3 protein-coding genes are annotated in these 2,805 nt (G+C 75.0%); all 3 read left to right on the forward strand.

From position 1 onward, the window contains the following. Positions 1-712: hypothetical protein (locus ETD85_RS64245; protein WP_206059635.1), on the forward strand; the 712-nt coding region annotated here is incomplete at its 5' end. Next, on the forward strand, positions 709-1,911 hold the full coding sequence (locus ETD85_RS61420; protein ID WP_138698959.1) for a hypothetical protein: 1,203 nt from the start codon (positions 709-711) through the stop codon (positions 1,909-1,911). The genes ETD85_RS64245 and ETD85_RS61420, both read left to right, overlap by 4 nt. After that, a partial coding sequence (locus ETD85_RS61425; RefSeq protein ID WP_240780170.1) for a glycosyltransferase family 2 protein occupies positions 1,908-2,805 on the forward strand: 898 nt, incomplete at its 3' end. The genes ETD85_RS61420 and ETD85_RS61425, both read left to right, overlap by 4 nt.

The raw sequence follows: 2,805 nt of genomic DNA on the forward strand, positions 1-2,805 counted from the left end.
CACCCACGCCCCCACCCACGCCTCCGGCTCCGGCTCCGGCTCCGGCTCCGAAGGGCTGGCGCCCGCGCCGGCCGGCGCGGATCCGCTGACGGCGTTCATGCCCGAGCACATGGCCCGCTGGGTGCGGGCGCGCCACCAGGCGAGCGGGCAGGACCAGGTGCCCGACGCGCCCGACCGGGCCACGCTCGCCCGCTGGTACAAGGACTTCGACGCCCTCATCGCCACCGCCAGGAGCTCGCCCGCGGCGCGCGCCGAAGTCGAGCGGGCCGTCGGGGTCCACCTGGACCCGCCGCCCGCAAAGCTGCCCGCGTTCTCCACGGTGTGCGGGGCGTTACACGCCACCTGCTACGACGCCCGGCTGGCCGCCGCCAGGCTGGGCGCCCAGGACGCGCCGCCGCTGCTCGAACGGATCGGCCACCTGCGGCACTGGCTCGCCACCGCGGGCCGCTCCACCACCTGGCCGGCCGCTCCCCTCGCCCCGCCCCCCGCCCCCGAGGCGGTCGAGGCCCTGCTGACGCTGCCGGACTCCTTCACCACCGAACAGGTCAGGACGCTGTTCTGCGCGCTGTTCGGCGTGGAGAGGGGGCCGTCCGTCCCCGGCGTGCGCGAGCGGTTCGGCGACGACCGCATCCGCGAGGCCCTGCTCGCCTACCTGAAGACCGGCGCCCGGCCGCTGCGCGCCGCGGTGTCGGACGAACTGGACGCCGCGTGACCGGCACCCAAGCCGCGGCACACCGCATCGGCCCCCGCCGGCTGCTCACGCTGCTGGGCGGCCGGGCCACCTTCCGCCTCCTCCTGTACGGCTCCGCGGGCGTGCTGGTCGCCGCGTGGAGCAGGGAGGACTTCAGCCGGTACGCGGCCGCCGTCGGCGCGGCGGGCTGGCTGTGCATGGTGGTCCAGTCGGGGCCCGAGAAGGCGGCGCTCGCGCTCATCCCGCGCGCCCGCCGGACCAGGGAGCAGCTCGCGGGCATGCTCCGGGGGGTCGTCGCGTACGTCCCGCTGCCCTTCGCCGTCGCCGCCGCCCTCGCCCTGCTGATCGCCCCCGGCTCGACGGCCGCGATCTACCTGCTGGCCGTCGCCTACTACGTCGCCCTGGGCTGCGGGATGCTCGGCGTGGCCATCCACCGCGCCCTCGGCAGCTACACCCGGGACACCGTGCACTTCGCGCTGCTCGGCATCGGGATGATCGGCATGGCCTCGCTGGCGTTCGCCGTGCACCTCCACCCTGCCGGGTATCTGGGCGGGCTGCTCGCCCTGGTCACCGTGCTGAACCTGGTGCTGCTGCGCGGGCTGCCGAGCGGCGGCGGGACGTACCGGATGCTGCGCGGCGTGCTGGTCCGCACGGTCGTGCTCATGGGGGCGGCCGACGTGATGGCCAACGCCGTGATCGGCACGCTCTTCGTGGAGCTGTCGCTCACCTCGTACGCGGGGCAGAGCGGCGACCTGTACATGATGACGCTCGGATGGGGGTTCGCCGCGTCCGTGGTCTACACGCTGCAGCGGATCTACCAGCCCCGGCTCGTGCTGTGGATGGGGTCGGACGGCGCGGCCGGGATCCGCGACTTCGTCCGGCGCGTCGCCCGGCTGGCGGTCTGGGTGAGCGCGCTGTGGCTGCTCGTGGCGGGGGCGGTGCTCGCGGGCGGGCTGGCCGGCACCCACTCGCTGGTCGCGCTCGGCTGCCTGCTGGCCTCGCTGCTGCCGGCCAACGCGCTGGCGAGCTGCGGGATCTTCGTACTGGAGAACACCGGTGAGGCCGGGCTGCGCGACAGCGCGAAGGCGGTCGTCCTCGCCTGGGCCGCGACGACCGCGCTCGGCGCGCTGGCGATCCCGCTCGCCGGGGCCGCGGGGGCGGTGTACGCGCTGGGCGCGCAGGGATTCGTGCTGGGGCTGGTCCTGAGGAGGCGGATTTGACGACCGGACTGACCGTGCTGGTGCCCTGCTTCAACGAGGGGGCTCAGGTCGAGGTCGCCCACGGCGCGCTGGTCGAGGCGCTGAAGGAGATCGGCGAGCTGGAGATCCTCTTCGTGGACGACGGCAGCACCGACGACTCGCTCGACCGGATCCGCCGCCTGGCCGAGACCGATCCCCGGGTGCGCTACCTGTCCTTCACCCGCAACTTCGGCATCGACGCCGTCATGGCGGCCGGGTTCGGTTACGCGGCGCAGCCCTGGGTCGTGCAGTGCGACGCCGACCTCCAGGTGCCGCCCGAGGAGATCTGGTCCCTGCTGGACAAGGCGGCGGAGGGGTACGACGTGGTGTTCGGCCGGCGGGTGGGGCGGCGTGACCCCCTGATCCGCAAGGCCGGCTCGGCAGGTCTGCACTGGGCCGCGCGCCGGGTCTTCGGCATCGGCATGCCGCGGGGCGCCTCCACCTTCCGGCTGGTGCGCACCGGCGTGGCCCGGACGATCACCGACCTGCGCCTGCCCTGGTTCATCCCGGCGGTGCCCCTCGTCGGGGCCCGGTACGCGGTCACCCCGGTCACCCACCGGCCGCGTACGGCGGGGCGGTCCAAGCTCCGCCTGGTCAAGCTGGTCGCGCACGCCTTCGAGCTGTACTTCGGCTTCTCGCGCCGGCCGCTCACCGCCGTGTACGCGGCCGGAGCGCTCGGCGTCGTCCTCGCCGTGGCGGCGGCCCTCACCGGGGCGGGGCCGATTCCCCTGCTGCTCGCACCGCTGCTCACGGCGGCGACCCTCGCGGCGCTGGCCGTGGTGGCCCGCTACCTGGACGGGCTGCTGCGGGACTCGTCGCGAGTGCGCCGCTACTACGTCAGGTCCGCCAACCTCCCCCTGCGCCCGGAGGACACCC

The sequence above is a fragment of the Nonomuraea zeae genome (assembly GCF_005889725.1).
GTDB classification, from domain to species: domain Bacteria; phylum Actinomycetota; class Actinomycetes; order Streptosporangiales; family Streptosporangiaceae; genus Nonomuraea; species Nonomuraea zeae.